This window comes from Streptomyces sp. RG80, assembly GCF_040446465.1.
Classification (GTDB): Bacteria; Actinomycetota; Actinomycetes; order Streptomycetales; family Streptomycetaceae; genus Streptomyces.
This window is the reverse complement of the sequence record NZ_JBEAAJ010000014.1, coordinates 243,873-270,280: the sequence shown is the minus strand read 5'-3', so window position 1 is coordinate 270,280 and position 26,408 is coordinate 243,873. Positions and strand designations below refer to the sequence as shown.

The window sequence follows — 26,408 nt, the reverse complement described above, 5'->3', positions numbered from 1 at the left end:
TCCTACGGCATCGAGTAGCCGCCGCTGACCGAGAAGACCTGTCCCGTCACCTGCCGGGCGCGGCGTGCCGAGGAGACCCAGACCACGGCGTCCGCGATGTCCTCCGGCGTGGTGAGCCGGCGCAGTGGGATGTTCTTGCGGACTGCCTCGATCTGCCGGTCGTCGAAGACGGCGGACTGGTCGCCCCGGGTCCACAGGCTGCCCGCCCCGATCGCGTCCGGGCTCTGCGGGACGACGAGTCCCGGGCAGACGACGTTCGACCGGATGCCGTCCCGGCCGTGCTCCCGGGCGACCGTGCGGGCGAAGGCGATCACCGCGGCCTTGGTCGCCCCGTACACCCCCTGCCGTATCTCCCCGAAGGCGGCGTCGCTGGAGATGAACACGATGGATCCGTGGCCCTCGCGCCGCATCGCGTCGAGGGCCGCACGGGTGCACTCGACGGAACCGAACAGATTGAGGTCCACCATCCGCCGCCAGCCGTCGCGGTCCGCGTCCTGGGCGACGAACCCCGGCAGGCTCAACCCCGCGTTGTTCACGAGCACGTCGATTCCGCCCCAGGCGGCGACGATTTGTTCTACGGCCTCGGCGCCCGCACCCCCGGCCGTCAGATCGATGACGGCGACCTCCGCCCCGGCCGCTCCCCGCTCCAGCGCTTCGGCACGTGTCTTGGCGGCCTGCTCCGCGTCGATGTCGCAGATCAGTACACGGGCGCCTTCCGCGGCGAAGCCGTGCACGATGCCCCGCCCGATGTTCGAGGCACCACCGGTGACCAACACCCGTGCCCCGCCGAGTTCCAGATCCATCCGCTCGCTCCCTCGTGGTGCGCGGCCCGCTGCCAACCGTCGACCCGTTGCACGACCGTTGACCCGTTGCGATTTATGAATCTAGATTAGATTCAAAATTCTGACCAGCCCCGGAGCGCGACATGAAGATCTTCAACGGACTAGCCGGACTCGCCGCCGCGGCAGGCGTGTCGCTCGGCACCACCGACTGGGTCGAGGTGGACCAGGAGCGCATCGACCGGTTCGCCGACGCCACGGGGGACCACCAGTGGATCCATGTGGACGCCGGGCGCGCGGCCCAGGGGCCCTTCGGTTCCACCATCGCGCACGGCCTGCTCACGCTGTCCCTGCTGCCGGTGTTCCTGCAGCGGCTCTACCAGGTCGAGGGGGTGAGCATGGCCGTGAACTACGGGCTCGACAAGGTGCGCTTCCCCGCCCCGGTGCCCGTCGGTGCCAAACTGCGGGCCACCTCGACGATCACCGAGGTCACACCGCTCGACGGCGCGGTCCAGCTGAAGCTGTCGACGGTCATCGAGATCGAGGGCGGCGCGAAGCCGGCCTGCGTCGTGGACTCCGTCGTACGGTATCTCGGCTGATGGGCGGGCTGGTGGCGGGCCGGTCCGTGATCGTCACGGGCGCCGGCCAGGGGATCGGCCTGGCAATCGCCCGGCTGCTGCACGAGCACGGCGCACGGGTGACCGTGGCGGACGTGGACGCCGGACGCGCGGAGCGGGCCGCAGCCGACATCGGCGGTGACGACCCGGCTTCCGTACTGGCTCTCGGCTGTGACGTCACGGACGAGACGGCGGTCGAGAACATGGTGGGGCGGGCCGTCGAGCGGTTCGGCGCGTTGGACGTACTGGTGAACAACGCGGGGATCACCCGTGACGCCTCGCTGAGGAAGATGACCGCGGAGGACTTCGACGCCGTGATCGGCGTGCACCTCAGGGGGACCTGGCTCGGCGTCCGGGCGGCTGCGGCGGTGATGCGCGAGGCCAGAAGCGGCTCGATCGTGAACATCTCCTCGCTGTCCGGGAAGTCCGGCAACCCCGGCCAGACCAACTACAGCGCGGCCAAGGCGGGGATCGTCGGCATGACGAAGGCGGCGGCCAAGGAACTCGCCCACCACGGGGTGCGGGTCAACGCGGTGCAGCCCGGCCTGATCCGCACCGCCATGACCGAGGCGATGCCGCCGGACGTCTTCGCGGCCCGCGAGGCCGACGTCCCCATGAGGCGGGCAGGACGGCCCGAGGAGGTCGCTGGGGCCGTCCTCTTTCTCGCGAGCGAGCTGTCCAGCTACACGACCGGCGCGGTTCTCGAGGTGGGGGGCGGGCGGTCGATGTGAGTACCCAGGTCACCCAGGTGGTGCGCACGCGCGTGGACGGTGCGGTCGGCCACGTTCTGCTCGATCGCCCCGAGGTGATGAACGCGATCACGGTCGAACTCGGCGCACAGCTGGAGCGCGCCCTGACGGAGGTGGCGTCGGCGGCACGGGTCGTCCTGATCCGGGGCGCGGGAGGCAACTTCTGCGCCGGCGGCGACTTCAAGGAGCTGCGGCGGCTGCGGGCCGGCGGACCGGGGGCGATGGCGCCGCTGTTCGACAACTTCGGGCGGGCCTGCGCCCTCATCGCGACCCTGCCGGTTCCCGTGGTGGCCGTTGTCGAGGGGTACGCCATGGCCGGCGGCTTCGAACTGATGCAGTCCTGCGACATCGCTCTGGTGCGCGAGGACGCCCGGATCTCCGACACGCATGCCAACTTCGGCCAGGTACCGGGCGGCGGCGGCACACAGCGGCTGCCCCGCCTCGTGGGCCGTCAGCGGGCCCTGGCCCACATCCTCACCGGGGACCGCCTGTCCGGCGCGGAGGCCGTGGCCTGGGGGCTGGCGTACCGGTGCCTGCCGGACGACGGGTTCGAGGAGGCGGTCGCCGCGTTCGCCGAACGGCTCGGCGCCATGGACCCCCGGGCGCTCGGCACCGCGAAGCGCCTGGTGTACGAGGGGCTGCGGCTGCCGCTGGCGGACGGCCTCGCCCTGGAGCGGGCCGCGGTGCTTGACCACCTGGGCGGGGCGGCGGCCGGTGCCGGAATCGAGGCCTTCACGGCGAGAGGTGAGTGAGATGACGGACAAACTGATCGACTCCGGGCCTGTGCTCCTGGACCTGGACACGGACGGAGTCGCACGGCTGCGGCTCAACCGTCCGGAGGCGTCCAACGGCATGGACGTGCCCTTCCTGCGCGCACTGCACGCGGCTGTCATGCGCTGCCACGCGGAGGACGGGGCGCGCGTGGTGCTGATCACCGGGGAGGGCCGCAACTTCTGCGCGGGCGGCGATGTCCACACCTTCGCCGGCCAGGGGGAGAAACTCCCGGAGTACCTGCGGGAGGCCACCTCCTGGCTGCAGATCACCACCTCGGCGCTGCTCCAGCTGCGTGCCCCGGTCGTCGCCGCGGTGCACGGCTTCGCGGCCGGAGGCGGTGGCTTCGGGCTGGTGTGCGCGGCGGACTTCGTCATCGCCGCGGAGTCGGCGCGGTTCATGTCGGGCGCGGTCCGGGTCGGAATGGCCCCGGACGCCGGGGTCTCGGTGACGTTGACCCGGCTGGTGGGTCTGCGCAAGGCCATGGAGATCCTGCTGACCAATCCCACCCTGACCGCCGCCGAGGCGCTGGACGCGGGGCTGCTCACCCGGGTCGTGCCGGACGACCGGCTGCTCGACGAGGCCCTCGAGTTCGCCGGCGGCCTCGCCGCGGGTGCGCCCCTGGCGCTGGCGGCGACCAAGCGGCTGGTGTGGGGCGGGTTGGGCGCGGGCGTCGAGGAGCGACTGGGTGAGGAGGCCCGTACGGTCGCCGAACTGTCGGGCACGGCGGATTCCAGGGAGGGGCTGGCGGCGGTCATCGAGCGCAGGCCCCCGGTCTTCACGGGACGGTGACAGGGGATGAGCGCCATGACTGACCACAGCGGCGAGGACATCGTGCTGGCCGAGGACCACGGCGCCGTCCGGGTCCTGACCCTGAACAGGCCCAAGAAGCGCAACGCGATCGACCTCGCGCTGCGGGTGGTGCTCGCGGAGATGCTGGAGTCCGCGATGGCCGACGACACCGTACGGGCGATCGTGCTGACCGGCAGCGGCGGCGCCTTCTGTTCGGGCGGGGACATCTCCACGATGCGTCGGCAGAGCCCCGAGGAGACGCGCCCCAGGGCCGAGGCGGCCCAGCGGGTGATCCGGGCCATCTGGGACGGGCCCACACCTGTGGTGGCAGCCGTCGAGGGTTTCGCGTACGGCGCGGGGGCGGCGCTCGCGCTGGCCTGCGACCGGGTGGTCGCCGCGACCGACGCGTCGTTCAGCACGGCGTTCACCGGCGTCGGCCTCGCCGGTGACATGGGGATCACCGTGTCCCTGCCGGCCAGGACCGGTCCGGCCGCTGCCCGGCAGCTGCTCCTGCTGCCCCGCCCGGTCCAGGGCCCGGAAACGCTCACCCTCGGCCTCGCCGACGTACTGACCGAGCCCGGGGCCGCGTTGGACCGGGCGCTCGCCGACGCCGAACGCATCGCCGAGGGCCCGCCCCTCGCGCTCTCCGCTCTGCGGGCGATGCTCGGCGTCCGTGCCGGGGGCGATCCGCGCGCGGCACTCGACCACGAGGTCGAGCACCAGATCCGGCTCTTCGACTCGGCGGACTTCGCCGAAGGCGTCGCCGCTTTCCGCGAACGGCGCCGCCCCGAGTTCAAGGGATGCTGAACATGACAGAACCACTGGTGTCCTCACTGTGGCCAAGGGACGACAGTGTGCCCCTGGTCGACCACACCGTCGGCTCCCTGCTGGCGGAGCGGGCCGTGACCCACGCCGACGCCCCGGCCCTGGCAGGTGTCGCGCACGGCGGTGGTGCGGAACGCCGGCTGACCTACGGGCAGCTGTACACCGAGGCCCGGCGGGTGGCCGCCGCCCTGCTGAGGCTGGCCGAACCGGGGGAGTTCGTCGCCCTGTGGGCGCCGAACGTCGTCGAGTGGCCGATCGTCCAGTACGGCGCCGCGCTGGCGGGAGTGACCCTGGTCGCCCTCAACCCCGTACTGCGGCCCGAGGAACTCGTCCATGCCCTCAACCACTCCGGAGCCGTCGCGCTGCTGCACGCGGACGTCAGCCGCGACTACGACCTCGCGGCCGTCGCCGCGGCCGTCCGGCTCCGGTGCCCCGGGCTGCGGCACGTGGTCTCCCTCGCCGAACACGACCGGTGGAACGCCGAGCCGCGGGATCTGCCGGACGCGGCTGTCCAGGACCCCGGTGCACCGGTGATGCTCCAGTACACCTCGGGCACCACCGGCCTGCCCAAGGGCGTGCTGCTGACCCATCGGTCTCTGGTCAACGTCGCGCGACTGAACCTGGAGACGGTTCAGGCCGAGCCGGGCGCGGTGCACGTCAGCCCGCTGCCGATGTTCCACACGGCCGGGTGTGTGGTCGCCACCCTCGGCACCCTGTGGTTGGGAGGCTGCCTCGTACTGGTCGAGCAGTTCCGGCCCGGCCCCGTACTGGAGTCGATGCGCGAGGAGCGGGCCTCCCTCCTGTTCTGCGTGCCCGCCATGCTGTCCGCCCTGAACGAGACCGCCCGGGAGACGGGTGGTCCGGCCCCCGCCCTGCGCAAGGTCCTCGTGGGCGGCGCCAATGTGCCCGCCCCCCTGATCGAGGCGACCCGGGAACTGTTCGGCGCCCGCGTGCACAACCTGTACGGCCAGACGGAACTGGGCCCCACCCTGACCGCCACCCGGGTCACGGACGACGACACGGACGTCAGGGACACCGTGGGGCGGCCGCTGCCACAGGTGGAGTGCAAGATCGTCCACCCGGTGACCGGCCAGGTGCAGCCGCTCGGCACGCCGGGTGAGATCTGCGCCCGCGGCTACCAGCAGATGATCGGGTACCTGCACGATCCGGAGGCGACCGCGCGCACGGTCGACGCCGAGGGCTGGGTGCACACCGGTGATCTCGGCGCCATGGACGCGCGCGGGGTGATCACCATCACCGGACGGCTGAAGGACCTGATCATCCGCGGTGGTGAGAACATCGCACCGGCCGAGATAGAGACCTGCCTGCTGGGACACGAGGCCGTGCTGGAGGCAGCCGTGGTGGCCCTGCCGGACGAGAGGTGGGGCGAGGCCGTGGCAGCGGTCGTACGTCTTCGTGGACAGGTGTACGACGGCCTGCACGATGCCCTGGTCGAGCACTGCGTCGGCCGCCTGGCCAAGTACAAGGTCCCGCAGCACTGGTACGTCGCCGACGAGATGCCGGTCACTCCGGCCGGCAAGGTGCGCAAGTTCAAGCTCCGTGAGGCCGCCGCCGCGGGGATCCTGCGCCGACTGGGGTGAGTCCCGTGAACGGGTGGTTGCCTACCTCTGCCCCGGTGATTTAATCTAACGTCAATTAGAAAAAGGAGGTGTTTCGTGACATCGGAAATCGAGCGGCGCCGCGAGCACCTGAGTGCCCGGTTCCAGCGCTGGACCCCACGCACCCTCGACGACTGGCTCGACCACTGCGCCGCGCGGTACGGAGACCGCCCCTTCGTCATCACGGACGAGCGGACCATCGGCTATGCCGAGACGGCCGAGTGGGCCGCCCGCCTCGCGGACGGTCTTGCCGCGCTCGGTGTGCGCCCCGGCCACCGGGTGGGGCTGCTGATGGCGAACTTCCTGGAGTTCGCCCCGCTGAAGTTCGCCGTCGCCCGGACCGGTGCCGTGGCGATCCCGTTCAACTACCTCTACCGCCAGGAGGAACTGGCCTACGTCCTGGCCCAGTCCGAGTGCTCCGTCCTGGTCTCCATGACCGCGTTCGGCGACCTCGACTACCAGACCATGCTCGACGCCGTCGCACCCGGCTGGGACACCGGCGAGGCGACCGCGCTGCCTCACCTGCGACAGGTCGTCCTGCTGCCCACCGAGGGCACCGAGCCGCGCGACGGCGTGCCGACCGTGGCCTCGCTCGCGGACTTGGGCGACCGCCACCGAGGGCAGTGCCCCGCCGGAGCGGCCCGGCCGGACGAGATCGGGGACCTGCTCTACACCTCCGGCACCACCGGCTCGCCCAAGGGTGTCCTCGTCACCCATGACTCCGTGCTGCGGACCGCCTACGCCTCGGCCTTGACCAGGGCGTTCCAGGACGGCCGGAGGATCCTGTTCTCGCTGCCCTGCTACCACATGTTCGGCTACGTCGAGGGGATGCTCGCCGCGATGACGGTGGGCGGCGCGATCGTCCCGCAGACCGCCTTCGACCCGGTCCGTTACCTCGCCGGGATCCAGCGGCACCGCGCCACCGACATCCTCTGCGTGCCCACGATGACCGTGGCCCTGCTGGAACACCCCGCACGCGAGGACCACGACCTCTCCTCGCTCACCGCGCTGCTGTCCGGCGCGGCCCCGGCCCCGGTCTGGCTCTGGGAGCGGGTGCGGGCGGAACTCGGCGTGGAGGAGATCACTACGGGATACGGCATGACCGAGTGCGGCGGAGCGATGACGCTCACTCTTCCCGATGATCCGCTGGAGCGGCACTCCGGCACCGTCGGCAGATCCAAGATGGCCGGCCCGGCCGGACTGCCCGACGGCACGCTCGCCACGTACAAGGCGATCGACCCGCTCACCGGCGAGGACCTTCCTCCCGGAGCCGAGGGCGAACTGGTCTCCCGGGGCCCGACGCACATGCGGGGCTTCTGGAAGAAACCCGAGGAGACCGAGAAGGCCCTGCGGGACGGCTGGGTGCACTCCGGCGACCTGGGCCGGGTCCGGGACGACGGATACCTCGAAGTCACCGGCCGCACGAAGGAGTTGTACAAGAGCGGCGGCGAACTGGTCATGCCCAAGGAGATCGAGGACCTGCTCACCGCCCACCCCGCGATCAGCCAGGTCTACCTGGTGGGCGTGCCCGACGAACGATGGGGCGACGCCGGCTGCGCCTGTGTGGTCCGTGCTCCCGGCGCGGACCTCTCCGCCGCGGATGTCGTCGCGCTGTGCAAGCGGCGGCTCGCGCGGTTCAAGGTCCCCAAGCACGTGCTGTTCCTGGACGCCGCCGAACTGCCCACCACACTCACCGGCAAGGTGCAGAAGTTCCGGCTGGCGCAGTACGCCCAGAAGCGAATCGAGGATGGCGAAGCATGACGGCCACGCTGCCGGAGACGGCACACAAGCAGACGGCACACGAACAGACGGACAAGTACGCACGGCTGATCCAGCCGACCAGGGTGCACGGATCGCTCTACACCGATCCGGAGATCTTCGCCGAGGAACTGGAGCGCATCTGGTACCGCACCTGGGTCTACGTCGGGCATGAGAGCGAGGTGCGCCGACCGGGCGACTACGTACGCAAGAACATCGGTCCGCAGGACGTCGTCATGACCCGGGACCGCGACGGCGAGGTGCACCTGCTGCTCAACCGCTGCGCCCACCGCGGCAACCTGGTGTGCGACGCGCCGAGCGGCAACTCCAACTCCTTCCGCTGCCCCTACCACGGCTGGACGTACCGCAACAACGGCGACCTGCTGGGCTACCCCTACAACAAGGGCTACGGCGGCAAGGGCAAGCTCGCCCTCGGCCTCGGCCGGCTCCCCAGGGTCGCCTCCCATCAGGGCTTCGTCTTCGGCAGCTTCGCATCCGACGGCCCGACGCTCACCGAACACCTCGGCGCCGCCGCCGGAGAACTGGACCGTCTCGCACGGCTCTCCCCGGAGGGCGAGGTCGAACTCACCGCCGGCTGGCTCAAGCACCGCACGCGCGCCAACTGGAAGCTCCTCGCGGAGAACGAGACGGACGGCTACCACCCGCAGTTCGTGCACGGCTCCATCTTCAGCGTCACCGGCAGCCCGATCGGCGCCCTGTACAGCGACAACTCCACGGCCGTGACCCGCGACCTGGGAGGCGGCCACAGCGAGAACGACCTGCGCCCGGAGTTCCGCCGCTTCGGCGAGCCGATGCGCTGGTTCGGCACCACCGAGGACCGGGTGCCCCAGTACGTGGCACGCATGAGGGAACTCCACGGCCCCGCCGCCGAGGAGATCCTCGTCGAGGGGTCCCCGCACGTGATGATCTTCCCCAACCTCTTCATCGCCGAGATCCAGCTCTTCGTCATCCAGCCGCTGACGGTCGGCGAGTGCGTCCAGCACTCCACCGCCATCCAGCTCAAGGGCGCCCCCGAACTCAACCGGCGCATGGTGTCGCAGTGCGTCGGCTCGGTCGGGCCGGCCGGGATGCTGCTCGCCGACGACACCGAGATGTACGAGCGTAACCAGCGCGGCGTCGCCCTGCGCGAGCCGGAATGGGTCGACATCCGGCGCGGAGTGGACCGGGAACGCACCGACGACAACGGCTTCCGTATCGGCACCGCGACCGACGAGACGGGCATGCGGGGCTTCTGGTCGCACTACCGGAACCTGATGGAGGCCAAGAAGTGACCGCACCGGCCACCACCGACGACACCGCCCTCGACCTGCGCCAGGTGGAGCAGTTCCTGTATCGCGAGGCCCGTTACGCGGACGAGCACGACTACGACGCGTGGGAGGCGCTGTGGACCGACGACGCCCTCTACTGGGTGCCCGCGGCCGCCCCGGACGGTGACCCCGTACAGCAGATGTCGGTGATCAGCGACAACCGCAGTCGTATCGCCACCCGGCTGGGGCAGCTCAGGACCGGCAAGCGGTACGCCCAGTCACCGCCCTCCCACCTGCGCCGGATCGTCTCCAACGTGGAGATCCTCGACGACGACGATGACGCCGCCGGTCCGGGCCGGGAGTCCGGAGACCTGACCGTCGGCGCCAACTTCGTGCTGGTCGAGTCCCGCGAGCGCGGCAAGGAGATATGGGCCGGGCGCACCACGTACCGGCTGCGTCTCGTCGACGGACGGCTGCGGCTGGCGTACAAGAAGGTCGTCCTGGTCGACCACGACCGTGCGCTGCCCACCCTGTCCTTCCTGATCTGAGGGCGGCACCGATGAACGGGAACGAGATCGTGGGCAGCGAGTTCGCCGAGGTCGCGGTGAGCGTGGACACCACCGCCAACGGTCCCCGGCTCCGGCTGGAGGACCGGCGCACCGGGCGGGTCAGACACCTGGACGCGCTCGAACTGGAAGCCCTGGTGTGGCTGCCTGACGGACACCTGTCCAGGCTGCTCGACCCCTCGGCGGACCGCTGGCGCGAAGACGCCGGCAGCTGACGGGCCGGCACATGGATGTCATCGCACCCGACGAACTCGACCTGTCCCGGTACGTCCGGGCGGGCGACACCGTTGCCTGGGGCCAGGCGTGCGCCGAGCCGCTGACCCTGACCGAGCGGCTGATGCGTCAGCGCGCCGGGATCGGGCCCTTCAGATGCTTCCTCGGGATCCCGGCCACCGACACCGTGCGGCCGGACCACGCGGACATGGTCTCCTTCGTCTCCTACACCGGCAGCGGCGGCAACCGGGCCCTGCACCGGGCGGGGAAGCTGGACGTGCTCCCCGCCCCCTATTCCAGCCTCCCCGGTCTGCTCACCACGGGCTCCGTCCGCGCCGACGTGGTGCTCATCCAGCTCCCTCCGGCGGACGAGCACGGCCGCCACAGCCTGGGGCTGGCCGACGACTACCTGAGCGCGGCCCTGCACACCGCGCGGGTGGTGATCGCCGAGGTCAACGACCAGGTCCCGCAGACCTGTGGCTCCCGCACGCTGGGTGCCTCCGACCTCGACGTCGTGATCCACACGTCCCGCCCGCCCGCCGAGGTCCGGCCCGCCGCGTCCGAGGGCGTCACCGCACGGGTGGCGGCCCGCGTGGCCGGCCTGGTGGAGGACGGGGTCACGCTCCAGTTCGGCGTCGGCGGGCTTCCGGAGGCCGTGCTCGGGCTGCTGACGGACCGCCGTGACCTGGGCATCCACTCCGGCCTGATCAACGACGCGGCCATGGACCTGATCGAGACGGGAGTGGTGACGGGCGCCCGTAAGACGCTCGACCGGGGCCGCTCGGTCGGCGGCCTGCTGATGGGCACCCGGCGGCTGTTCCGCTACGCCCACCGCAACCCCGCGATCCAGCTGCGCGACACCGCCTACACCCACGACCCGCGGACGCTGGCCGCCCAGCACCGGCTGGTCGCCATCAACTCGGCCATCGAGGTGGACCTCAGCGGCCAGGTCAACTCCGAGCTGGCCAGGGGGAGTTACGTCGGCGCGGTCGGCGGCGCCGGCGACTTCCTGCGCGGAGCCGCCCGGTCACCGGGCGGCCTGCCCGTCATCGCCCTGCCCTCCACCGCCGGTACCGCCAGCCGCATCGTGGCCCGGCTGTCCGGCCCGGTCAGCACCTCCCGCAGCGACGCGGGACTCTTCGTCACCGAGTACGGCGTCGCCGACCTGCGCGGACAGCCGCTGAGCGTACGCCGTGAACGCATGCTCGCCATCGCCCACCCCGACCACCGAGCGGCGCTCGAAGCCGCGCTCGAAGAGCAAGGAGCCCCGGCATGACAGCCCTGCGCCGCGCCGCGATCGTCACACCGCTGCGCACCCCCGTCGGCACCTTCGGCGGCACCCTGCGCCCCGTACCCGCGCACGACCTGGCCGCCACCGTCATCAAGGCCGTGGTCGAGCGCTCCGGTGTCGACCCGCACCGTATCGACGATGTCGTCTTCGCCCAGTCGTACGCCAACTCCGAGGCCCCGTGCATCGGCCGCTGGGCCGCCCTCCAAGCCGGTCTGCCGGTCGAGGTGCCCGGCTTCCAGCTCGACCGGCGCTGCGGCGGCGGACTCCAGGCCGTGGTCACCGCCGCGATGACGGTCCAGACCGGAGCCGCCGACGTGGTCCTGGCGGGCGGCGTGGAGAGCATGAGCAACATCGAGCACTACTCCCCGGACGTCCGCTGGGGCAGCCGCTCCGGCACCGTGCAGCTCTACGACCGCCTCGACCGGGGCCGGGAACGCTCGCAGCCGCAGGAGCGGTTCGGCCCCATCAGCGGAATGATCGAGACGGCCGAGAACCTCGCCGAGCGCTACGCCATCACCCGCGAGGAGGCCGACGCGTACGCGGCCCGCAGTCACCGGCGGGCCACCGAAGCGCAGGACGCCGGACGCTTCGCCGACGAGATCGTGCCGGTCGACCTCCCTCGCCGACGACCCGGTGACCCCCGCTCGTGCGAACGCGACGAGGGCATCCGCCCCGGCACCACCGAAGAGATCCTCGCCGGACTGCGTCCGTTGACGCCCGATGGCACCGTCACCGCGGGCAACTCCAGCCAGCAGAACGACGCCGCCGCGGCCTGTCTCGTGGTCGCCGAGGACAAGCTCGGCGAACTAGGCCTGGAACCCATGGGTTTCCTGCGCGGCTGGGCGGCCGCCGGCTGCGAGCCCTCGGTGATGGGCCTCGGCCCGGTGCCGGCGGTCGCCAAACTGTTCGCCCGGACCGGGCTGGGCTTCGACGATCTCGACCTCGTCGAGCTGAACGAGGCGTTCGCCTGTCAGGTGCTCGCCGTCGTGAAGGAGTGGGGATTCAAGTACGACGAGGACGACGACCGGCTCAACGTCAACGGCTCCGGCATCTCACTCGGCCACCCCGTCGCAGCCACGGGGGTACGCATCCTCGCCACCATGCTGCACGAACTGCGGCGCCGCGGCGGCCGGTACGCCCTCGAAACCATGTGCATCGGCGGCGGCCAGGGCATGGCCGCGATCTTCGAGGCGGCGTGACCACCATGACGACCACCATGCCCCGCAGCCCCTACGGCATCGTCTCCTACGCCACCTACCTTCCCCGGCACCGCGTCATGCGTGACGAACTGGGCACCGCCCTTGGTGTCCGCGCGGGCCGCGGCGCCCGTGTCGCCGCCTCCTTCGACGAGGACAGCACCACCATGGGCGTCGAAGCCGCCCGCCGTCTGCGCCCCGCCCCGCCCGCACCGTCGTCGCTGTACTTCGCGACCACCTCTCCCGCCTACCTCGACAAGACCAACGCCTGCGCCCTGCACGCCGCACTCGGCCTGCCGCGCGACACCTTCGCGGCGGACCTGGCAGGCTCCGCGCGCTCCGGGATCGCCGCGCTGCGCGCCGCCGGGCTCGACGGCGGTCTCGCCGTACTGTCCGACGTCCGCACCGGGCGCCCCGGCTCGGCCGACGAGCGGGACGGGGGAGACGGCGCGGCGGCCTTCCTCTTCGGCGCGGCGGACGCGGCGGTAGCCGAGATCCTCGCCCACACCTTCGCCACCGCCGAGTTCCTCGACCGCTGGCGCACCCCGGGGAGCCCGTCCGGCGAGCAGTGGGAGGAACGGTTCGGCCTGGAACGCTACCTGCCGCTGATCGAGGACACCGCACAGCGCGCTCTGAAAGCCGCCGGCACCGGGCAGCCCGACCATGTGCTGCTCGTCTCGCCGAACGCGGCCGTCCGCAAGCGCGCCCCCAAGGTCTTCCCCGCACGCCTGTCGGCGAGCGGCTCACCCCTCGGGCATTCCGGAGCGGCCGACGCCGGGCTCGCCCTGGCCGACGTCCTCGACCGCGCCGGCGCCGACGAGACCATCCTGCTGCTCTCCGCCGCCGACGGCTGCGACGCCCTCCTGCTGCGGACCACCGACCGTCTCCCCCCGGCCAGGCAGCACGATTCCCTCGCCCGGCAACTCGCCGAGGGCCGGCCCGTCCCGTACACGACGTACCTGACCTGGCGCGGGTGGCTGGAACGGGAGCCGCCGCGCAGGCCCGAGCCGGATCGGCCGGCAGGCCCGCCGTCGGCACGCGGGGAGGGGTGGAAGTTCGGGTTCACCGGCAGCCGCTGCGAGAACTGCGGCTTCGTCCACCTGCCGCCCGCCCGGGTGTGCAAGGACTGCGGCGCGGTGGACGCGATGGCGGCCGTGCCGCTGGCCGGGACGACCGGCACGGTGGCGACGTACACCGTCGACCGGCTCGCCCACTCGCCCTCGCCCCCGCTGATCGACGCGGTGGTCGACTTCGACGGCGGCGGGCGCTGCACGCTGGAGATCGCCGACACGGTGGCCGACGAACTCGACGTGGGTGTACGGGTCGAGCCGGTCTTCCGGCGGCTGCACACCGCGGGCGGCGTGCACAACTACTTCTGGAAGGCCCGTACGACGGCCGGTACGACGGCCTCCGCTGCGGCGGACACGAGTGAGCGGGAGGGCACGGCATGAGCAGCAACGGGATCCGCGACAAGGTCGCGGTGGTCGGCATGGGGTGCACCCCCTTCGGCGAGCACTGGGAGCGTTCGGCGGACGACCTCCTCATCGACGCGACCCAGGAGTGCTTCGCGGGGACCCCGGCCCTGGCGGCCGAGGACGTGGACGCCTACTGGCTGGGCACCCTCGGCTCCGGACAGTCCGGCCTCACGCTCAGCCGCCCGCTGGCCCTGGATCACAAGCCCGTCACCCGGGTCGAGAACTACTGCGCCACCGGATCGGAGGCCTTCCGCAACGCCTGCTACGCGGTCGCCTCCGGGGCGTACGACCGGGTGATGGCCGTCGGTGTGGAGAAGCTGAAGGACTCCGGCTTCTCCGGGCTGCTGCGCTCCGACCCGCCGGGCGACGGCACGGCGCCCGAGCTGTCACTGACCGCGCCGGCCGCCTTCTCCCTGCTCGATCCGGCGTACTGCGCGCGGTACGGGGTGGATCCGGCCGCGATGCGGGAGGCGATGACGCACGTCGCCTGGAAGAACCACGCCAACGGCGCCCGCAACCCCAAGGCCCAGTTCCGCTCCGTGGTCGCCAAGGAGACGATCGAGCGGGCGCCGCTGGTGGCCGGACGGCTCGGGGTCTTCGACTGCTCCGGGGTCTCCGACGGCGCCGCCTGCGCCCTGATCGTCCGGGCCGAGGACGCCCTGCGCTACACGGACCGGCCGATGTACGTGAAGGGGCTGTCCCTGGTCGCGGGGGCCGTCAGGGGAGCCATGGACCCCGGCTACGACTACACCACCTTCCCGGAGGTGGTCCACGCCGCCGCCGACGCCTACCGGCAGGCGGGCGTCACCGACCCGGGCACGCAGATATCGCTCGCCGAGGTGCACGACTGCTTCACCCCGACCGAGGTGGTGCTGATGGAGGACCTGGGGTTCGCCGAGCGCGGCCAGGCGTGGAAGGACGTCCTGGACGGGGCCTTCGAGCTGGACGGCCGGCTGCCCGTGAACCCCGACGGCGGGCTGAAGTCCTTCGGTCATCCCGTCGGGGCCAGCGGCCTGCGGATGCTGTACGAGTGCTGGCTGCAGTTCCGCGGTGAAGCGGGCGAGCGCCAGCTGACGGATCCGCGTCTCGGCCTCACCCACAACCTGGGCGGGCGGCCGGGCGGATGTGTCTCGTTCGTCTCGGTCGTGGGTCCCGACCCGGGGTGACCGGTCCCGCCCGGCGAAGGGGCGTTGACCCGGAGTCGGAATCTTATTTATATTAGATTCAAAACTGGAGGCTGTGAGCGTGCGACACGATGGGAAAGAGGCGGTGGCGGCCGAGCTCTACCAGGCATTGGCCCACGGAGACCGCGAGCGGCTCGACCGGATCCTGCATCCCGGGTTCGAGGGCCGGACCACCGAAGGACTCCCGCTGGGACTGGGCGGGACGTACACCGGGTCCGACGCCATGCGTCGCGGGTTCTGGGGCCGGATCGCCAGGAGCTACGACGCCCGGGCGGAACCCGCCGGTTTCCGCCACCTCGAAGACGGCGACCTGCTGGTCACCGGCCGGTACGTGGGCGAGGCGAGACAAGGCGGCGGCAAGCTCGACGCGGAGTTCTCCCACCTCCTGAGCTTCGAGGGTGAGCGGATCACCGGCCTCGTCCAACTGACGGACAGCGCACGCTGGTCCGAGGCCCTGGGGGCCGGCCGGGCCCTGTCGACCGTGGATTTCCGCGTCACCGACGGACTCGCCGAGCTCCGGCTCGACCGCCCGCACGCCCGCAACGCCCTCGACCAGGCCATGGCCGACGACCTGTACGAGGCCGCCCAGCGCCTGGCCGCCGATCCGGACGTGCGTGCGGTACTGATCACCGGCGACGGTCCTGCCTTCACCGTGGGCGGCGACATCGCCGTCTTCGCGGACAACGCCGGCGCCCAACTGCCCGGCGCGTTGCGCAGGATGATCTCGCCGTACCACGAGGCGCTTCGTCTGCTCAGCAGGCTCGACGCGCCGATCGTGTGCGCCGCGCACGGCGCGGTCGCGGGCGGCGGGCTGGGACTGCTGTACTGCGCCGACATCGTGCTGGCCGCCGAGGGCACCAAGTTCGCCTCCGGGTTCACGTCGCTCGGGCTGTCCGGTGACGGTGGCAACTCCTGGTTCCTGCCGAGGCTCGTGGGACCCCGCCGGGCAGCCGAGTTCTACTTCGAACAACGGGTGCTCGACGCTCACGAGGCCGTCGAATGGGGCTTGGCGACACGCGTGCTGCCGGCCGGTGAACTGGCCGACGAAGCCCTCGCGGTCGCCCGGCGACTGGCCGACGGCCCCACCCGCGCCCATGGCGAGATCCGCCGCCTGCTGCGCGAAACCTGGTCGGCCACGCTGGCCGAGCAGTTGGCGGCCGAGGCGGACGCGATCTCCCGCACCGCCCGGACATCGGACGCCTCGGCGGCCGTCGCCGCCTTCATCGACAAGCGCAAGCCCACGTTCCAGGGACGGTAGCGATGACAACACTGATCACGGACAGCGACGAGCATCGGCTGATCCGGGAGAGCACCGCCAAGATCGCCGCCCGCTACGGGCACGCGTACTACGGCGAACGTGCCCGGACGGGCGCGGGCGTGGAGGAGCTGTGGAGCGAACTGGGGGAGGCCGGGCTGCTGGGCGTCCACCTTCCCGAGGAGTACGGGGGCGGGGGCGCGGGTCTCGCCGAACTCGTCGTGGTCCTCGAGGAGTTGTCGGCCCATGGCATGCCGCTCCTCAGCAGCGTCATCTCGCCCGCCATCTGCGGCTCGATCCTCGCGGCCCACGCCTCGCCGGAGATGAAGCGGGCCTGGCTGCCGGACATCGCCACGGGTCGCCGGAGGATGGCGTTCGCCATCACCGAGCCGGACGCCGGATCCAACAGCCATGCCATCACCACCACCGCGCGCTCCGACGGCGAGGGGTGGCGCATCTCGGGCTCCAAGTACTTCATCTCCGCCCTGAACGAGGCGGACGCCGTGCTCGTCGTCACCCGGGACGGCGATCTCGCTCCCTCGGCGTCCGGACGCGGCCCGCTGTCCCTGTTCGTTGTTCCCCTCGACTCGCCCGGCCTGCAGTTCCAGCCCATCGAGACCGAACTGGTCTGCCCGGACAAACAGTTCACCCTGTTCTTCGACGACGTCCGGGTGACCGGCGACGCCCTGATCGGGGAGCGCGGCAAGGGCCTGCGGCAGGTCTTCGCCGGCCTCAACCCCGAGCGCATCACCGCTTCGGCGCTCAGCAACGGCATCGGCCGCTACGCGGTGGGCAAGGCCCGCGACTACGCCCGCGAACGCACGGTGTGGTCCGCTCCGATCGGAGCCCATCAGGGCATCTCCCACCCCCTCGCCGAAGCGCACATCGGGGTCGAGCTCGCCCGGCTCGCCACAGCACGCAGCGCGGAGCTGTTCGACGCCGGACAGGACGCCGCGGCAGCGGCCAACATCGCGAAGTTCACCGCCGCCGAAGCCTCTCTCAAGGCCCTCGACCAGGCGATCCAGACCCATGGCGGCAACGGCCTGTCCCGCGAGTACGGCCTGGCCGACCTGTGGTTCGTCGCCCGCATGCTGCGCACCGCCCCGGTCAGCCGGGAGATGGTGCTCAACTTCGTGGCCCAGCACAGCCTCGGCCTGCCGAACTCGTACTGATCCCCCATCCGAGCAACGAGGAGTACCCACATGGCAGGAGTACAGGACCGGGTCGTCGTGGTGACCGGCGCGGGCGGCGGGCTGGGGCGCGAGTACGCGCTGCTGTTGGCCCGGCACGGCGCCCGAGTCGTCGTCAACGACCTCGGTGGCGCGCGGGACGGCACCGGATCGGGCAACGCGATGGCCGACGCCGTCGTCGCCGAGATCCGGGCCGCGGGCGGCCAGGCGGTCGCCAGTTACGACAGCGTGGCCACCGAGGAGGGCGCCACCGGCGTGATCGGCACCGCCCTGCGGGAGTACGGGGCCGTGCACGGCGTGGTCAACAACGCGGGCATCCTGCGGGACGCCTCCTTCGTGAAGATGACGGTGGACCAGTGGGAGGCCGTGCAGCGCGTGCACCTCTTCGGCGGGTACCACGTCACCCGCGCCGCCTGGCCGCACTTCCGCGAGCAGGGACACGGCCGGGTGGTCATGGCGACCTCCACCTCCGGGCTGTACGGCAACTTCGGACAGGCCAACTACGGCGCCGCCAAGCTCGGCCTGGTCGGCCTGGTCAACACGCTCGCGGTCGAGGGGCGCAAGTACAACATCCTCGCCAACGCGGTCGCACCGCTGGCCAGGACCCGGATGAGTGAGGACGCCGCCCCCGCCGAGCTCCTGGAGCGGCTGCCGGCCGACTTCGTGGCACCCGTCGTCGCCCATCTGCTGACCGACGAATGCACCGACACCGGCACGGTGCTGATCGCCGGCGGCGACCGCGTCCAGCGGGTCGCGTACTTCGCCTCCAAGGGGGTGACCTTCGCCGGCACCCCGAGCCTCCAGGACGTCGCCGACCGCTGGTCCGACATCACCGACATGGACGGCGCCGCCGTCGGCACCAATCCGCTGGCCTGAGCCCGTAAAGGAGACAGCCTTCGTGAAATCCTTCGACGCCCTCGTCATCGGCGCCGGCGCGGGCGGCCTGTTCACCGCCGCCCGCCTGACCCACCACGGTTACCGCACCCTCGTGGTGGAACGCCTCGACCGTGTGGGCGGGCGGGCCTCCACCCACGACATCGACGGCTTCAAGGTCAACAACGGGGCCATCGTCATCGAGGTGGGCGGCATCACCGAGGAGACCTTCCAGGAGGTCGGCGCCAAGTTCGACGTCCGCCGGGCCAACCCGCCCATCCTGTACCGCATCGGCGGCAAGGACATCGATGTGACCGGTGGCGGCTGGGGCATGCTGCTGTCCAAGCTCACCCGCCAGGGCGCCAAGCTCCTCGGCGGCCTCGGTGCCGCCCGCGAGGACAGCGGCCTGCCCGACGCCGAACTGTCCACCGCCGACTGGATCCGCCGGTACACCAAGAACGAATCCGTGCACGGTGTCTTCCGCAACATGTGCGGATCGGTCTTCGCGGTGAGTTCCGAGGAACTGCCCGCCCGTGTCTTCCTCACCTACTTCACCCGCAAGAGCGCCTTCAAGAAGTTCGGGTTCTGTCCCGACGGCACCATCGGGATCTGGCGCGCGCTCGCCGACGTGGTCATCGCCGGCGGCGGTGAGGTCTGGCTGGACAGCGAGGTGCGCAGCCTGACGGTGGACGCCGGCCGGGTCACCGGCGCCGTCGTCGCCCGCGACGGCCAGGACACCGAGGTCGCCTGCCGGTTGGCGGTCAGCGACGTCGGGCCGGCCGCCACCGTGACACTCGCCGGCGAGGAGCACTTTTCCGAGGAGTACCTGACCTCGGTACGGCGCGGCGACCGGCCCTGCGCGATGATCTCGGTCAACTTTGCCAGCCAGGAGCGCCTGGTCGAGGCACCGGGCCTCCTCAGTTTCGCCAGCACCCGCCGCATGTGCTACGTCGCCAACTTCACCGCGACCTGCCCGGAGATGGCACCGGAGGGCTGGCACCTCTACGTGGGTACGGCCGTCCCGCAGCCGGCTGTCGGCGACTTCGACGAGGCGGCCGAGACCGAGCTGCTCATGGCCGATCTCCGCGACCAGATCCCGGGTTTCGATCGCGCCCGGATCCTGTCCACCGTCGTCACCCGCGACGGCTGGCCTCCGCAACGTGCTGTGGCGGGCTTCGACCTCCCGAACACCACTCCCGTCCCCAACCTCTGGAACGTCGGCGACGCGGTCAAGGAGTACGCCAACGGCGGCACCACGGCCTGCGCGGAGACCGCGAAGCTCGTCGTCGAACAGATCCTGCGACACCACCCGGTCGGCGTCGCGGCCGAGCCGACCGGAGCCCCGAAGGAGCACTGATGAAGATCACCGTTGACCGTTCCAAGTGCACAGGTCTGGGTATCTGCGAGTCCCTGGCACCCGACGTGTTCGAAGTGAACGACGAGGGCGAACTCGTGCTGATGACGGAGACCGTCCCCCCAGGGACTCTTTCCGACGTCGAGGAAGCCATCGCGGGCTGCCCGACCGAGGCCCTCCGGCTGGAGCCCTGATGGGAACCCGCCGGCTGGTCGTCGTCGGCGCGTCCCTGGCCGGGCTCCGGGCCGTCGAGGCCGCACGCAAAGGCGGTTTCGAGGGGCGGATCACCCTCGTCGGGGCCGAGCCGCACCTCCCGTACGACCGGCCCCCGCTCTCCAAGCAGTTCCTCGACGCGAACGGTGCGGACGTGCCACCGCCGACTTTCCGCACCAAGGAGGTGTTCCGCACCGAACTCGGCGCGGAACTCCTGCTGGGCGCCCCCGCCACGTGCCTGGACACCGCGGCCCGCACGGTCGTCGTCGGTGAGCGGCCCATCGGCTACGACGCCCTGGTCATCGCCACCGGCGCGACCGCGCGCCGGCTGCCCGGCACCGAGGGCCTGACAGGCGTACACACGCTGCGCACCCTGGACGACGCGGCCGCTGTCCGACGTGCCCTCGACGCCGGGGCGCGGACCGTGGTGATCGGCGCCGGTTTCATCGGCGCCGAGACCGCTGCCGCCGCCAGGAAACGCGGGCTGGACGTCGTCGTGGTCGAGGCACAGGCGACGCCGCTGGTACGTGCTGTCGGCGAGACCATGGGAGGCGCTCTCGCCTCCCTGCACCGGCGCCACGGCACCGATCTGCGGTGCGGGCTGAGCGTCACCGCGCTGGAGGGGGAGGGCCGGGTCGAAAGGGTCCGGCTCTCCGACGGGAGCGTGCTCGACGCCGACCTGGTCGTCGTCGGCACCGGTGCGGTACCCGCCACCGACTGGCTGGTGGGTTCCGGCCTGACCCTGGACGACGGCGTGGTCTGCGACGAGACACTCCGCACCGGAGCCGAGAACGTGTATGCGGCGGGCGATGTCGCCCGCTGGCACAACCCCGTCTTCGACCGGCCCATGCGCCTGGAGCACTGGACCAGCGCGGCCGAACAGGGGGCCCTCGCCGCCCGCAACGCCCTGAACCCCGGGGCGGCGAAGGGCTACGCGACAGTGCCGTACTTCTGGTCCGACCAGTACGACACCCGTATCCAGTTCGTCGGCGTCCCCGACGCGGAGGAGATCGCCGTGGTCGACGGCGACATCGAGCGCGACCACCAGGGCGTCGCCCTGTACCGCGCGGGTGACCGGCTGGTGGGGGCCCTGGCCGTCAACAGGCCCACCGAGATCATGAAATACCGGCGACTCGTCGCCCGGGGCGCCTCGTGGGAGGAAGGGCTCGCGTTCGCCCGGTCACGGAGCGAATCCCGGCAGACCGCCGACGTATGAGAGGGAAGAAGATGGCAGACGGCCCGCTCGCGGGATGCAGGGTGCTGGAACTCGCGGGCATCGGCCCGGGCCCGTTCGCGGGCATGACCCTGGCGGACCTGGGCGCCGAGGTGGTCCGGGTCGACCGCCCCGGCGGCAGCGGGCTGTTCCCGGGCTTCGAGCACGTGGACGTCCTCAACCGGGGGAAGAAGTCGGTCCTGCTCGACCTGAAGCGACCGGACGCCGTGCGGGCCGTACTGGACATGGCGGCCCGGGCTGACATCCTCATCGAGGGTTACCGCCCGGGAGTCGCCGAGCGGCTCGGTCTCGGCCCCGACGACTGCCTCGCCAGGAACCCGCGCCTGGTCTACGGCCGTATGACCGGCTGGGGCCAGGACGGGCCGCTGGCCCGACTGGCCGGGCACGACATCGGGTACATCGCCCTGACGGGCGCCCTGCACGCCGTCGGTCGCGCCGGCGGCCCGCCGCAGATCCCGCTCAATCTCGTCGGCGACTTCGGTGGCGGCGGGACGTACCTCGTCATCGGAGTCCTGGCCGCCCTGCGTGAGGCCGAGCGCACCGGCCGGGGGCAGGTCGTGGACGCCGCCATCGTGGACGGCACGGCCCATCTGCTAGCCGGCACCCACATGATGCTGGCGACCGGAACGTGGCAGGACGAGCGCGGCGTGAACCTCCTGGACGGCGGAGCGCCGTTCTACGCGGTGTACGAGACCTCCGACGGCCGTCACATGGCGGTCGGCGCCCTGGAACCGAAGTTCTACGCGGAACTGCTCGCCGTTCTCGGACTCGACGAGGACCCCGCCGCCCAGCACGACCGCACCGGTTGGCCGCGGCTGCGCGAGCGCCTCGCGGCGGCGTTCGCGAGCCGTACCCAGGACGAATGGGCCAAGGCGTTCTCCACGTCGGACGCGTGCGTGGCGCCGGTACTGAGCCTGCGCGAAGCGTCGAACCACCCGCACATCAGGGCCCGCGGCACCCTGGTGGAACGCGACGGCGTCCTCCAACCGGCTCCCGCACCCCGCTTCTCGGCCACGCCCACCGCTCTCGGATCGCCCCCGCCGGTGCCGGGCCGGCACACCGCCGACGTCCTCACGTCGTGGGACGTCGAGGACGCCGAGGGCTTGCTGTCGTCGGGCGCCGCCGTGCAGGCCTGACTTTTTGTCACGCTAATTCTCTAATTTACATTAGATTACGCTCTGAAGCGGGGAAGCTCCTGAGGCCCCTGTATGCGTCTCTCAGGCCGTTCGGCTCGCCGACGTGGCCGTCCGCCGGCCCCGGGAACCTCCTGACGGCCGCGCGCCGCCCTGTTCCTGCGTGGTAGGCACTTCCAGGCCGTGCCGCACCAGGGATTTCGCGGTGCGTACCACGACGTCCAGCGAGCCCTGGCGGGGATTCCACCACTCGGTCGCCCAGTTCAGGGCGCCCAGGACCAGCATCCGGGCGACCCGGGGTTCGAGGTCGGCGCGGAGTTCACCGGCCTTCTGGGCGTCGTGGACGAGCGTGCGCCAGATGTCTCCGTACTTGCCCTCCTCGGCGAGCTGCCGGGTGCGGATGTCCTCGGGGACCTGGCCCGCGTTGCGGATCGCGGCGGTGGCGAAGTCGGAGATGGCCAGCTGAAAGCGCAGGTGTTCCTCCACGGCGGTGTCGATGCGGTCCATGGGGGTGGTGTCCGGCGGGAGCGCTTCGAGCGCCTCCGCCACATGCTCCCGCAGGCGGGCCACACCGACCCACATGACCTCTTCGATCAGTACTTCCCGGGAGGAGAAGTAGTAGTAGATGGCGGGAGCCTGGATCTCCGCCTGCTCCGCCACGTCACTCAGCCGTGTTCCGGCGTAGCCCTTGCGGCTGAGGACGTGGGCCGCCGCGTCCAGGATGCGTTCGCGTGTGCGCGCCGACTTGGAGTCGGACGGATCGGCCGGCGGCTTACCCGCGGATTTTCTAGGCACGGGTCAACTATAGGTCGTCGACCAGCCGCCGGACGGCCTCCACTGTGCCGGCCGGGTCCGGCCCCACCGGGTCCAGGTTGAGGGTCGTCACGCCGGCCTCCCGGTACGCGTGGATCCGTTCCGCCACCAGACCCGGCGGACCGATCAGCGTGGTCCGGGCCAGCCACTCCCGGGGGACCGCGGCCTCGGCCTCCTTCTTCTTGCCGTCCAGATAGAGGTCCTGGATGAGCTCGGCCTCGGCCTCGAAGCCGTATCGGCGGGCCAGGTCGTTGTAGAAGTTCTTGTCGCGGGAGCCCATACCGCCGATGTACCGGGCGGCCGTGGGCCGTTCCAGGTCGAGCAGGTCGTCGACCGGGAGGTTCTCCCCGACGGCGACCGGGCCGCCGGCGACGATGTCGAGCGGCGGCAGTTCGGGGGAGCGGCGTGCGGTTCCCGCGGCGAGCGCGGGCCCGAAGACCTCCGCCGCCTTGTCCGGCATGAAGAACAACGGAAGCCAGCCGTCCGCCACTTCGGCCGTCGCGGTCACCGAGCGTTCCATCAGTGAGGCCCAGTAGACGGGGATGTCGGCGCGGTACGGATGGTTGATCAGCCGCAGCGGCTTGCCGAGCCCGGTTCCGCGGTCCGCGGGCAGGGGCAGTTGGTAGACCCTGCCGTCATGGGTGAGGGGTTCCTGGCGCCGCCACGTCTTCCGGCAGATCTCGATCGTCTCGGTGATCCGCCGCATCGGCCGGTCGAACGGCACACCATGGAAGCCTTCGACGACCTGCGGCCCGGAAGCGCCGAGACCGAGGGCGAAACGGCCCCGGGAGAGGCTGTCCGCGGCGGCGGCACTCATGGCCAGGAGGGTGGGGGTGCGACTGAAGACGTTGACGATGCCGGTGCCGATCCGGATCCGTTCGGTCGTCGCGGCGAGATAGCCGACGAGGGTCATGGCGTCGAAACCGTAGGCCTCGGGGACCCACACCAGGTCCAGGCCCGCGGACTCCAGGTCGCGCACGAGGCCGGCGGTGGCCACCGGATCGCCGGTGTACTTGGACAGCAGCATCGAGAGTTTCACGTGGTCCTCCGGTCGGTCGTGGACTGCGGTGGCCGGTTCACGCCAGACCGCCCCTGTCGACCAGCTGGGCGGCGATGACGTTGCGCTGGATCTCGTTGGTGCCCTCGCCGACGATCATCAGGGGGGCGTCGCGGAAGTAGCGCTCGACGTCGTACTCGGTGGAGTAGCCGTACCCCCCGTGGATCCGGACCGCGTCGAGCGCGATCTCCATGGCGGTCTCGGAGGCGAACAGCTTGGCCATGCCCGCCTCCATGTCGCACCGGTCCCCGGAGTCGTGGCGGTCCGCGGCGTACAGCACCAGCTGTCGTGCCGCGACGAGCTTCGTGGCCATGTCGGCGAGACGGTGGCCGACCGCCTGGTGCCGCCAGATCGGCTTGCCGAAGCTCTCGCGCTCTTGGGCGTACCGCAGGGCGTCGTCCAGGGCCGCCTGACCGACGCCGAGTGCCCGCGCCGCGACTTGGATACGGCCCGTCTCCAGGCCCTTCATCATCTGTGCGAACCCGTGTCCTTCGACGCCGCCCAGGAGCGCGTCGCCCGGCGCCCGGTAGCCGTCGAAGGAGAGTTCGCAGCTCTCGACGCCCTTGTAGCCCAGCTTGGGCAGGTCGCGGGAGACGGTGAGGCCGGGGCCGTGCTCGACGAGCAGGATGCTGATGCCCTTGTGGCGGGGCGAGGCGTCGGGGTCCGTCTTGCACAGCAGCGCGATGAGTCCGGAGCGGCGGGCGTTGCTGATCCAGGTCTTGGCGCCGGAGACGACGTAGTCGCCGTCCGGCCGCCGACGGGCGACGGTGCCCATCGCCTGGAGATCGGAGCCGCCGCCCGGCTCGGTGAGGGCCATCGTGGCCCGTACTTCCCCCGTCGCCATCTTCGGCAGGTAGCGGTTCTTCTGTTCCTCGGTGCCGAAGGCGAGGAGGAGCTTGGCGACGACCGTGTGGCCGCCCATCGCCCCGGCCAGGCTCATCCAGCCGCGGGCCAGCTGCTCGGTCACGCCGACATAGCAGGACGTGGACACCGGCGCCCCGCCGTAGGACTCCGGGACGGCCAGGCCGTAGATCCCGAGCGCCTTCATCTGCTCGATCAGCTTCTCGGGGTACTCGTTGGCGTGCTCCAGTTCCCTCACCACGGGCCGCACATCCCGGTCGACGAACTCCCGGACGACATCGACGACGTCCTGTTCCTCCTCGGACAGGGTGGGCATACAGGTCTCCTCACTCGACTACCGGACTCGCGTCGATCGATTATAGTCTAATTTAGATTAGATAATGAGAGGGGAGACGAGGTGACCGCGAACATTTCGGCGGGTGCGCTCAGGGCACGTCTGTCGGTACCCGGCTCGGACGAGCACAAAATGGCGAAGGCTGTCGCGTCGGAAGCGGACGAGATCGTGCTCGACCTCGAGGACGCGGTCGCGGCCACGGCCAAGGCGGACGCACGGGAACGCGTCGCCGCCTGGCTGGGCCGTGCGCCGGAGGCCGGTCCGCGGATCGCGGTCCGGGTGAACGCGCCCCGGACGCCGTGGTGTCACGAGGACGTCGTCGCGTGTGCGCGGCAGGGCGCGCGGGTGTCCGTGGTCCTGCCCAAGGTCGAGTCGGCCGGTGACCTCGCCTTCGTGGACCGGCTGCTGGCGGGCGCGGAGGCAGCCGTCGGGCGCGTCGATCCGGTCCCCGTACAGGCGCTGATCGAGACGGCGGCGGGACTGGCCAACCTGCGCGAGATCGTGACGGCGACGCCTCGACTGACCACCCTGATCATCGGCTACGCCGACCTGGCCGCGTCGCTCGGGCGGGCCGCCGACGCGCCGGCGGAGACCTGGCTGCGCACACAGGACGAGATCCTGACGGCGGCTCGCGGCGCGGGCCTCGCCGCTGTGGACGGTCCGTATCTCGGGGTGGCCGCCGACGAGGAGTTCGCCGGCCAGGTGCGCCGTGCGGCACGCCTCGGCTTCGATGGCAAATGGGTCATCCATCCACGCCAGATCGCGCAGGTCAACGAGGCGTTCACACCGTCGGCCGAGGAGGCCGCGAGGGCCCGGACGGTGCTGGCCGCCCTGGAGCGGGGGCACGCGCGCGCCGAGGGAGCCGTCGTCCTGGACGGACGGATGGTCGACGAGGCCGTAGCGGTCGCGGCACGCCGGGTGCTCGCCCGGGCGGGAGGGGCAACAGCGTGAGCGCCGTTTTTGAAGGCGAGGCATCGACGGCCGAGGA

The 26,408-nt window shown here is 71.4% G+C and carries 26 protein-coding genes; 22 read left to right on the top strand and 4 right to left on the bottom strand.

The annotated features are described in order from the left end of the window. Positions 1-2 precede the first annotated feature (2 nt). The gene (locus ABKA17_RS40700) at positions 3-803 is read right to left on the bottom strand and encodes an SDR family NAD(P)-dependent oxidoreductase (RefSeq protein WP_353697445.1); all 801 of its coding nucleotides are present in this window, start codon (positions 801-803) and stop codon (positions 3-5) included. 122 nt (positions 804-925) lie between these two features. Between ABKA17_RS40700 and ABKA17_RS40695 the strand changes: the two genes are divergently transcribed. The 21 genes from ABKA17_RS40695 to ABKA17_RS40595 all read left to right on the top strand — a co-directional run bounded on the left by ABKA17_RS40695 (position 926) and on the right by ABKA17_RS40595 (position 22,358). After that, entirely contained in the window at positions 926-1,378 is a 453-nt protein-coding gene (locus ABKA17_RS40695) for a MaoC family dehydratase (RefSeq protein WP_353697444.1), read from the top strand. Further along, positions 1,378-2,127: a 3-oxoacyl-ACP reductase FabG gene (fabG, locus tag ABKA17_RS40690; RefSeq protein ID WP_353697443.1), complete on the top strand. Its 750-nt coding sequence runs from the start codon at positions 1,378-1,380 to the stop codon at positions 2,125-2,127. The genes ABKA17_RS40695 and fabG overlap by 1 nt, the downstream gene beginning before the upstream one ends. Further along, on the top strand, positions 2,124-2,897 hold the full coding sequence (locus tag ABKA17_RS40685; protein ID WP_353697442.1) for an enoyl-CoA hydratase/isomerase family protein: 774 nt from the start codon (positions 2,124-2,126) through the stop codon (positions 2,895-2,897). The genes fabG and ABKA17_RS40685 overlap by 4 nt, the downstream gene beginning before the upstream one ends. Position 2,898: 1 nt before the next feature. Further along, entirely contained in the window at positions 2,899-3,708 is an 810-nt protein-coding gene (locus ABKA17_RS40680) for an enoyl-CoA hydratase/isomerase family protein (RefSeq protein WP_353697441.1), read from the top strand. A gap of 15 nt (positions 3,709-3,723) precedes the next feature. Beyond that, positions 3,724-4,515: an enoyl-CoA hydratase/isomerase family protein gene (locus ABKA17_RS40675; RefSeq protein ID WP_353697440.1), complete on the top strand. Its 792-nt coding sequence runs from the start codon at positions 3,724-3,726 to the stop codon at positions 4,513-4,515. A 2-nt stretch (positions 4,516-4,517) separates the two neighbouring features. Beyond that, positions 4,518-6,134 (top strand): class I adenylate-forming enzyme family protein, encoded by a 1,617-nt coding sequence (locus tag ABKA17_RS40670; RefSeq protein WP_353697439.1) that lies wholly within the window; start codon positions 4,518-4,520, stop codon positions 6,132-6,134. Positions 6,135-6,209: 75 nt separating this feature from the next. Next, the gene (locus tag ABKA17_RS40665; protein ID WP_353697438.1) at positions 6,210-7,913 is read left to right on the top strand and encodes a class I adenylate-forming enzyme family protein; all 1,704 of its coding nucleotides are present in this window, start codon (positions 6,210-6,212) and stop codon (positions 7,911-7,913) included. Then, the gene (locus ABKA17_RS40660; RefSeq protein ID WP_353697437.1) at positions 7,910-9,202 is read left to right on the top strand and encodes an aromatic ring-hydroxylating oxygenase subunit alpha; all 1,293 of its coding nucleotides are present in this window, start codon (positions 7,910-7,912) and stop codon (positions 9,200-9,202) included. Before ABKA17_RS40665 ends, ABKA17_RS40660 begins: the two co-directional genes overlap by 4 nt. Beyond that, complete coding sequence (locus ABKA17_RS40655) at positions 9,199-9,726, top strand: aromatic-ring-hydroxylating dioxygenase subunit beta (protein ID WP_353697436.1); 528 nt, start codon at positions 9,199-9,201, stop codon at positions 9,724-9,726. Before ABKA17_RS40660 ends, ABKA17_RS40655 begins: the two co-directional genes overlap by 4 nt. 11 nt (positions 9,727-9,737) lie before the next feature. Then, positions 9,738-9,959, top strand: a complete 222-nt coding sequence (locus ABKA17_RS40650) for a hypothetical protein (protein ID WP_177262142.1) — start codon at positions 9,738-9,740, stop codon at positions 9,957-9,959. An 11-nt stretch (positions 9,960-9,970) separates the two neighbouring features. Beyond that, complete coding sequence (locus tag ABKA17_RS40645) at positions 9,971-11,233, top strand: acetyl-CoA hydrolase/transferase family protein (protein WP_353697435.1); 1,263 nt, start codon at positions 9,971-9,973, stop codon at positions 11,231-11,233. Next, positions 11,230-12,447, top strand: coding sequence for an acetyl-CoA C-acetyltransferase (locus ABKA17_RS40640; protein WP_353697434.1), 1,218 nt, complete (start codon positions 11,230-11,232; stop codon positions 12,445-12,447). Before ABKA17_RS40645 ends, ABKA17_RS40640 begins: the two co-directional genes overlap by 4 nt. Positions 12,448-12,452: 5 nt before the next feature. Then, positions 12,453-13,895: an OB-fold domain-containing protein gene (locus ABKA17_RS40635; protein ID WP_353697481.1), complete on the top strand. Its 1,443-nt coding sequence runs from the start codon at positions 12,453-12,455 to the stop codon at positions 13,893-13,895. Further along, positions 13,892-15,085, top strand: coding sequence for an acetyl-CoA acetyltransferase (locus ABKA17_RS40630; protein WP_353697433.1), 1,194 nt, complete (start codon positions 13,892-13,894; stop codon positions 15,083-15,085). The genes ABKA17_RS40635 and ABKA17_RS40630 overlap by 4 nt, the downstream gene beginning before the upstream one ends. A gap of 79 nt (positions 15,086-15,164) precedes the next feature. Beyond that, entirely contained in the window at positions 15,165-16,361 is a 1,197-nt protein-coding gene (locus tag ABKA17_RS40625; RefSeq protein ID WP_353697432.1) for an enoyl-CoA hydratase-related protein, read from the top strand. A 2-nt stretch (positions 16,362-16,363) separates the two neighbouring features. Then, entirely contained in the window at positions 16,364-17,530 is a 1,167-nt protein-coding gene (locus tag ABKA17_RS40620) for an acyl-CoA dehydrogenase family protein (protein WP_353697431.1), read from the top strand. A 30-nt stretch (positions 17,531-17,560) separates the two neighbouring features. Beyond that, positions 17,561-18,424 carry an SDR family NAD(P)-dependent oxidoreductase gene (locus ABKA17_RS40615; RefSeq protein ID WP_353697430.1) on the top strand — a complete coding sequence of 288 codons (864 nt, stop codon included), beginning with the start codon at positions 17,561-17,563 and terminating at the stop codon, positions 18,422-18,424. Positions 18,425-18,446: 22 nt separating this feature from the next. Beyond that, positions 18,447-19,778, top strand: coding sequence for a phytoene desaturase family protein (locus ABKA17_RS40610; protein WP_353697429.1), 1,332 nt, complete (start codon positions 18,447-18,449; stop codon positions 19,776-19,778). After that, positions 19,778-19,969, top strand: coding sequence for a ferredoxin (locus ABKA17_RS40605; RefSeq protein ID WP_045557817.1), 192 nt, complete (start codon positions 19,778-19,780; stop codon positions 19,967-19,969). Before ABKA17_RS40610 ends, ABKA17_RS40605 begins: the two co-directional genes overlap by 1 nt. Further along, positions 19,969-21,204: an NAD(P)/FAD-dependent oxidoreductase gene (locus tag ABKA17_RS40600; protein ID WP_353697428.1), complete on the top strand. Its 1,236-nt coding sequence runs from the start codon at positions 19,969-19,971 to the stop codon at positions 21,202-21,204. Before ABKA17_RS40605 ends, ABKA17_RS40600 begins: the two co-directional genes overlap by 1 nt. 11 nt (positions 21,205-21,215) lie before the next feature. After that, positions 21,216-22,358: a CaiB/BaiF CoA transferase family protein gene (locus ABKA17_RS40595; RefSeq protein ID WP_353697427.1), complete on the top strand. Its 1,143-nt coding sequence runs from the start codon at positions 21,216-21,218 to the stop codon at positions 22,356-22,358. A gap of 81 nt (positions 22,359-22,439) precedes the next feature. Here ABKA17_RS40595 and ABKA17_RS40590 read toward each other — a convergent pair whose 3' ends face one another. Genes ABKA17_RS40590 through ABKA17_RS40580 form a run of 3 tightly spaced genes read right to left on the bottom strand, consistent with a single transcriptional unit; the run spans position 22,440 to position 25,402 of the window. Next, positions 22,440-23,150: a TetR/AcrR family transcriptional regulator gene (locus ABKA17_RS40590; protein ID WP_353697426.1), complete on the bottom strand. Its 711-nt coding sequence runs from the start codon at positions 23,148-23,150 to the stop codon at positions 22,440-22,442. 7 nt (positions 23,151-23,157) lie between these two features. After that, complete coding sequence (locus tag ABKA17_RS40585) at positions 23,158-24,207, bottom strand: LLM class F420-dependent oxidoreductase (protein ID WP_045557814.1); 1,050 nt, start codon at positions 24,205-24,207, stop codon at positions 23,158-23,160. 37 nt (positions 24,208-24,244) lie between these two features. Continuing rightward, complete coding sequence (locus ABKA17_RS40580) at positions 24,245-25,402, bottom strand: acyl-CoA dehydrogenase family protein (RefSeq protein ID WP_353697425.1); 1,158 nt, start codon at positions 25,400-25,402, stop codon at positions 24,245-24,247. A gap of 81 nt (positions 25,403-25,483) precedes the next feature. Here ABKA17_RS40580 and ABKA17_RS40575 point away from each other — a divergent pair, with 81 nt between their 5' ends. Further along, positions 25,484-26,371, top strand: a complete 888-nt coding sequence (locus ABKA17_RS40575; protein WP_353697424.1) for an HpcH/HpaI aldolase/citrate lyase family protein — start codon at positions 25,484-25,486, stop codon at positions 26,369-26,371. Positions 26,372-26,408: the final 37 nt, after the last annotated feature.